Origin of the sequence: Shewanella sp. 10N.286.52.B9 (assembly GCF_002873635.1) — a bacterium.
Classification (GTDB): Bacteria; Pseudomonadota; Gammaproteobacteria; order Enterobacterales; family Shewanellaceae; genus Shewanella.
Window position 1 is genome coordinate 1 of the sequence record NZ_MCTY01000029.1, and the last position, 6,471, is coordinate 6,471.

Sequence of the window (6,471 nt, forward strand, 5' to 3'; positions counted from 1 at the left end):
ATTAAATATTTATAAAAGGCCCTTATGAACTCACTACCAGAATTAAAAGATGCTTTTAAACAGTTGATTGCACTACCTTCAATCAGTGCCTTAGAAGTAGAACAAGATATGAGTAACCATGCAGTTATTGCACTGCTACAGTCTTGGTTTAGCGACATGGGGTTTGACTGCACAATTAGTACTGTCGCTGATAGCAGAGGTAAACAAAACCTTGTCGCCACCATTGGTTCAGGCAAAGGCGGCTTGTTATTAGCTGGCCACACCGATACCGTTCCCTTTGATGAAGGTCGTTGGAGCCAAAGTCCATTTGAATTAACTGAGAAAGACAATCGCTGGTATGGCCTAGGTACCTGCGATATGAAAGGCTTTTTTGCCCTAATCATGGAAGCGTTAAAAGACATCCCATTAACTGAGTTAAAGCGTCCATTACATATTTTTGCCAGTGCCGATGAAGAAACCACCATGAATGGCGCTAAAGCCTTTGCTGAATCAACATCTATAGCACCAGATTATGCCATTATCGGCGAGCCAACCAGCTTAAAGCCGGTGTATATGCATAAAGGCCATTTAGCCCAAGGTATTCGCGTTATTGGTCGCAGTGGTCATTCATCAGATCCTGCACGTGGGCTTAATGCCATCGAGATAATGCATCAAGTCACAGGTCAGTTAATAAAGCTCAAGCAACACTTAAGTGAAAACTACCGAGAAGATGCCTTTAGCGTGCCCTACCCAACCATGAACTTTGGCCATATTCACGGCGGCGATGCAGCCAACCGTATTTGTGGCTGCTGCGACTTACACCTTGATATTCGCCCACTGCCCGGTATTGAATTAGCTGATTTAGAGTTAATGGTCATTAACTACCTTGCTGAAATTAATAAGCAATATCCAGGCAGTATTGAAGTACGCACCTTATACCCAGGCTCTGAGTCATTTGCAGGAAAAGCTGATAGTTATTGGACCAAGCTGGTTACTGAGCTTGCTAATAGCCAAGCCGAAGTGGTCAATTACGCCACTGAAGCGCCTTATATAAATCAATTAGGCTGTCAAACATTAGTACTTGGCCCCGGGAGTATCAATCAGGCCCATCAGCCCGATGAATATATTGGCCTTGAATATTTAACCCCAACGGTTGAGCTCATTAAAAAACTGATTTATCAAGCTTGTATTAAATAACAACAAGCAGATTAATGGCTTTTGAATTTATCTCATCAGCCATTGACCAAGCAGTTGTCGCTCGCTATTGTGCTAAAGCTTATGGAAAAATTGTCACCGCTTATTAAGTAACTTATGGAGTAATTATGGCAGATCAAACCGCCGATATGTATGCATCCTTGCGTTCTAATGTCAGCAACTTAGGACAAATTTTAGGTGATACTATGCGCGATCATCTTGGTGAAGGTTTTCTCGAAAAGGTCGAGCAAATCCGCATTTTGGCTAAAGAATCCCGCCAAGGAAATGCAGAATCACGCCAACAGATGCTCACTTTACTCAACTCGCTTCCTGATGAAGAATTAGTCCCGTTTGCCAAAGCCTTCAATCAATTCCTTAATTTGGCGAATATCGCGGAGCAATTCCATACCATTAGCCGTAATTGTGATGAGCTTGTATGTACACCGGATCCAGTAGAGCAGCTACTTGGACGAATGCTTAACAGCAGCTCCAATGAGCAAGAGGTTATTCAGTGTCTTGAAAACCTCGATATCGATTTAGTACTCACAGCACATCCCACCGAGATTTCACGTCGCACCCTCATTCAAAAATACTCCGCGGTGGTCGATTGTCTGACAGAGCAAGAAAATCAGCAACTAACTGAGCGAGAAATAGGCCAATCTCATTTACGCTTACGCCAGCTCATCGCACAAATATGGCATACCAATGAAATTCGTCATGACAGGCCAACCCCTGTTGATGAAGCTCGCTGGGGACTTAGCACAATTGAAACATCACTATGGCAAGCTGTACCCGACTTCTTACGCCAGCTCAATGATCATGTACAAGCTAAAACGGGCAAACAAATTTCCACAGACATATGCCCAGTACGTTTTTCTAGCTGGATGGGCGGAGATAGAGACGGTAATCCATTTGTTACCTCAGTCGTCACACAAGAAGTATTACTACGAAACCGCCATGCTGCCGCACGCTTATACCTCAAAGATATCGTTAAGCTGATTAATGAATTATCCATGGAAGATGCCAGTGAAGAACTGATGGCATTAACCAATAACAGTAAAGAGCCCTACCGTGATGTGCTGCGTGATCTACGTAACAAATTACGTAATACCATCGACTACTTAAATATCCGCCTTGAAGGTCATCAAGTCGATATGAAACCTGATGAAACTATTTGGGAACTTGAAGACTTAAAGCTACCACTAGAGCTGCTATACCGTAGTTTAACCTCATCAGGTATGCGGCTTATTGCCAACGGATTATTGTTAGATATTCTTCGCCGTATGGCCTGTTTCGGTATCCATATGCTCAGGTTGGATATCCGCCAAGATGCTGAACGTCACAGCGACGTCATTGCCGAGCTAACACGCTACTTAGGCCTAGGTGACTATGATCACTGGGATGAAAACGAAAAGCAGGCGTTTTTATTACGTGAACTAACAGGTCGCAGACCGCTTATTCCAAGCACATGGCAACCAACGGCTGACGTACAAGAAGTGCTTAACACCTGTAAACTGGTTGCAAGCCAGCCTGCGACAGCACTGGGTTCATATGTTATTTCAATGGCAAGTAAGCCATCAGATGTATTAGCGGTGCTGTTATTACTTAAAGAAAGTGGCTGCCAGCATCCAATGCGCGTAGTGCCATTGTTTGAAACATTAAGTGATTTAACCACAGCAGCTGATTGCATGACTCAACTGCTTAATATTGACTGGTATCGCGGTTACACCAAAGGCATGCAAGAGGTGATGATCGGCTATTCAGATTCTGCCAAAGATGCCGGCGTGATTGCTGCTGCATGGGCGCAATATCATGCCCAAGAGCAATTAGTAGCAGTATGTAAGAAAGCAGATGTAAAACTGATGCTGTTCCATGGTCGTGGTGGCTCCATTGGCCGAGGCGGCGGACCAGCTCATAAAGCAATTTTATCGCAACCACCGGGTTCTGTTGATGGTCGAATTCGTGTCACCGAACAAGGGGAGATGATCCGCTTTAAATTTGGCCTACCTAAAGTGGCCGTTCAAAGCTTGGCTTTATATACTTCAGCAGTTATGGAGGCAACCTTACTGCCGCCACCTGAGCCTAAACAGCAATGGCGTGACTGTATGCAGCGCTTAGCAGATGATTCAGTTAAAGCCTATCGCGGCATCGTCCGTGAAGAGCCTGATTTTGTGGCTTACTTTCGCGCAGCGACACCTGAAGTTGAACTAGGTAAACTGCCATTAGGGAGTCGCCCAGCAAAACGTCGTGTCGATGGCGGCATTGAGAGTTTACGCGCAATCCCATGGATATTTGCATGGTCTCAAAACCGCCTAATGCTACCAGCATGGTTAGGTGCAGGCGAAGCACTACAAGCCGCGTCACAACGAAGTGAAGCTGATTTACTCATAGAAATGGAGCAACAATGGCCATTCTTTGAGACCCGTGTTTCAATGCTTGAAATGGTATACATGAAAGCGGAGCCAAACCTTGCTAGTTATTACGATAGCTGCCTTGTTCCTGATGAATTAAAACATTTGGGCATAAAGCTGCGCGCCAGCCTACAATTAGGTATTGATGAGGTATTGTCATTAACCCAATCAGAAGAGTTAATGGCGCATACACCTTGGAACCGCGAGTCTGTTAAGTTACGTAACCCGTATATTGACCCACTCAACTTTTTACAAGCTGAATTGCTCGCTCGTACCCGTAATGAAGATCAAGCATCTAAACAAGTAGAACTTGCACTGATGTTAACCATTGCTGGCGTCGCAGCAGGAATGAGAAACACTGGCTAATGCGCATACTTAAATGTGGTTTAGGTTTACTAATGCTATTACTGACTGGTTGCGCCACTCAGTACAGCATTAGTGAGTCTGAAGTTGAAGATTACCTAAATAACGAGATGCATTATGAAGTCTCCCAAGGTAACCAAGTTTTTGGGCTTCAACTTAAACTCAATGATATGGAAGTAGAATTGGGCCACAAGCCCAATACTATTGCGGTCACAGCCCAAACAAGAATGGCCGTTAAAAACCCTTTTAAATCTATAGAAGCGGATCTTGTGACAACATTTGAGGCTGAGCCTTGGTATGACGTTGAAACCAAAAGCATCTATTTAAAGAAGTTAGATTTGGTTGAGGTTAAATCAACCCCCGCAGATATTGAAAAAATGCTTTCATCAATCACACCACAGCTAATGATGTTTCTTAGTACTTTTCTAGCATCGCAACCTGTCTACGTGCTGGATGAAAATGATGCTAATCAAGCACTAATGGCCTCAATCACCAAAGAGATTGAAGTGCAAAAAGGCAAGATTGTCATTAAGTTTTAAACCTTAATAACTCAACAGAAACAAAAAAAAGTAGCAATAAATATTGCTACTTTTTTTATATAAAGACAATACGCTCAATTACTTATCAAAACGTTTTATTGATGGGTAATCAACAATAATCGCTTCATCTAATAATGCTCTGCGTAACATGTCATAGGCAACTGCAGCGCTTAAACTGCGCACCAAACTTCGTGAGCGGCTGGCAACTTTAATCATCTGACTATATACCGCATTTTTAGTCGCCAGCGCAATGGCCACTGTCCCAACAGGTTTTTCCTCTGAACCGCCATCAGGTCCAGCGATACCACTAGTAGATAAGGCGTAGTCACTATCTAAAATCTCTCTAGCGCCTTTAGCCATAGCCTCAACAGTTTGAATAGAAACCGCGCCGTGATCATCCAAAACCTGTGGATTAACCCCCAGTACTTTGACTTTCGATTCATTGCTATAGGTCACTAAGCCATGATGTAAATAAGATGAGCTGCCTGCAAAATCAATTAACTGGCTCGTTACTAAACCGCCAGTACAAGACTCTGCAACACTTAAACTAAAACCAGATTGATATAAACGTTGATGAATTTCTGCAGCAAGTGTGGGCTTATCATCAGCGACCACTGCAGTACCGAGAATCGCTTTGACTTCTTGGGTCACGCTTGAGAGTTGTCTAATTGCTTCATCGCCACGAGCAAATATTTTAATCTCAATATGTGGCATAGAAGAGCGGTAACCTAAGGTGACACCATCAGGCAAAGTTAAATCCGCTAGGCTATCAGCTAAAGAAGACTCCCCATGACCTATGGTAAGCAGTTTTTTTAGCGCAGTGTTTTCACTAGCTTTAAATTCAGCCTTAATAAAAGGAATAAACTGCTCGGTGATCATGTGCTTTAATTCAAAAGGAACACCGGGAGTAAAAAATAACCATGCTTTATTTAACTTAACTCTAAAACCACATGCTGTTCCAACAGGATTATCAATCATTACTGCAGACTCAGGTAACCAAGCCTGTTTAAGGTTACTCTTGGCCATCACACGGTTGTTACGCGAAAACCATTCAATTAATTTCTCTCGCCATTCAACATTCTCAACTAAAGGCTCCCCCTTAGCTAACGCCATCGCTTCTGCTGACATATCATCACTGGTTGGCCCTAAACCGCCGTTAATAATAATCACATCGGCATGATGGCTTCTATCAATAAATGCTTGAACAAGATCATCTAAGCGATCACCAATTGTAATACGGTGCTGCATTTCAATACCTAACTCCATCATGGTATTAGCAACCCAGGCAGCATTAGTATCTATAATCTGGCCAGATAGTACTTCTTCGCCAGTACAAATCATCTCTAGTTTCATCATTATCCCTAAAAAGCCTGTCTTGAAAAGAAACAACAAGCAAGATTAAATCCGCAAAATAACCTACAAGATAGCTTACCATCATGATAGCTGCATTACGTTACTGCTATTTAATACTGCAATAGGTTGTTTTAAGTTCAACTTGTGCACTCAACAGGTTCTTAAGTGAATTATTAATTGTAAGCAGCGCTATAATCACAAACACAATAAAGCCTGACTCTTAAGTAATAGGCTAATTATTCTATCTAGAAAAATTAGGCCATTGACTTAAACTTGGTTCTACATTGGCTTATTGCCCACATTTATATTCAGAAAAATATGGTTAAATACTTCAATTATCAGAACTTGTTGATATTTATATCCTAAAAACGAAAAAACCTGACACGGTGAGTCAGGCTTTATCGACTCTCTTATGAGAGATATTAAGCGCTTGGCGATGTTCAGCTGCGGATAAATCCTTCGCGTTCCATGTCTGTATAAAACCTTGCTTTATAATCACAGACATTACACCCAACTTTTACATGGGCATTCGTCCACACTCACCGCTCACGCTGAGATGTTGCAGCTAATAACTCAAATTATCAGCATTAGGTATTGTTGTTTTCCCCCAATACGAAAAAAGCCCTGACTGT

General features: G+C 42.5%; 4 protein-coding genes. 3 read left to right on the forward strand and 1 reads right to left on the reverse strand.

The genetic code is table 11. The features are described 5' to 3' along the window. Positions 1–24: 24 nt before the first annotated feature. From argE to BCU91_RS02900, 3 genes are all read left to right on the forward strand, one after another. Positions 25–1,176 (forward strand): acetylornithine deacetylase, encoded by a 1,152-nt coding sequence (gene argE / locus BCU91_RS02890; RefSeq protein WP_102440348.1) that lies wholly within the window; start codon positions 25–27, stop codon positions 1,174–1,176. A gap of 125 nt (positions 1,177–1,301) precedes the next feature. Next, positions 1,302–3,950, forward strand: a complete 2,649-nt coding sequence (gene ppc / locus BCU91_RS02895) for a phosphoenolpyruvate carboxylase (protein ID WP_102530866.1) — start codon at positions 1,302–1,304, stop codon at positions 3,948–3,950. Continuing rightward, entirely contained in the window at positions 3,950–4,486 is a 537-nt protein-coding gene (locus BCU91_RS02900; protein WP_102440350.1) for a DUF1439 domain-containing protein, read from the forward strand. Before ppc ends, BCU91_RS02900 begins: the two co-directional genes overlap by 1 nt. Before the next feature lie 78 nt (positions 4,487–4,564). Here BCU91_RS02900 and BCU91_RS02905 read toward each other — a convergent pair whose 3' ends face one another. Further along, positions 4,565–5,839, reverse strand: a complete 1,275-nt coding sequence (locus BCU91_RS02905; RefSeq protein WP_102530867.1) for a CinA family nicotinamide mononucleotide deamidase-related protein — start codon at positions 5,837–5,839, stop codon at positions 4,565–4,567. Positions 5,840–6,471 lie beyond the last annotated feature (632 nt).

What these genes read in the sequence shown, in the direction of transcription:
- argE (WP_102440348.1), top strand. Translation starts at nt 25, where the DNA reads ATGAACTCACTACCAGAATTAAAAGATGCTTTTAAACAGTTGATTGCA.
- ppc (WP_102530866.1), top strand. Translation starts at nt 1,302, where the DNA reads ATGGCAGATCAAACCGCCGATATGTATGCATCCTTGCGTTCTAATGTC.
- BCU91_RS02900 (WP_102440350.1), top strand. Translation starts at nt 3,950, where the DNA reads ATGCGCATACTTAAATGTGGTTTAGGTTTACTAATGCTATTACTGACT.
- BCU91_RS02905 (WP_102530867.1), bottom strand. Translation starts at nt 5,839, where the DNA reads ATGAAACTAGAGATGATTTGTACTGGCGAAGAAGTACTATCTGGCCAG.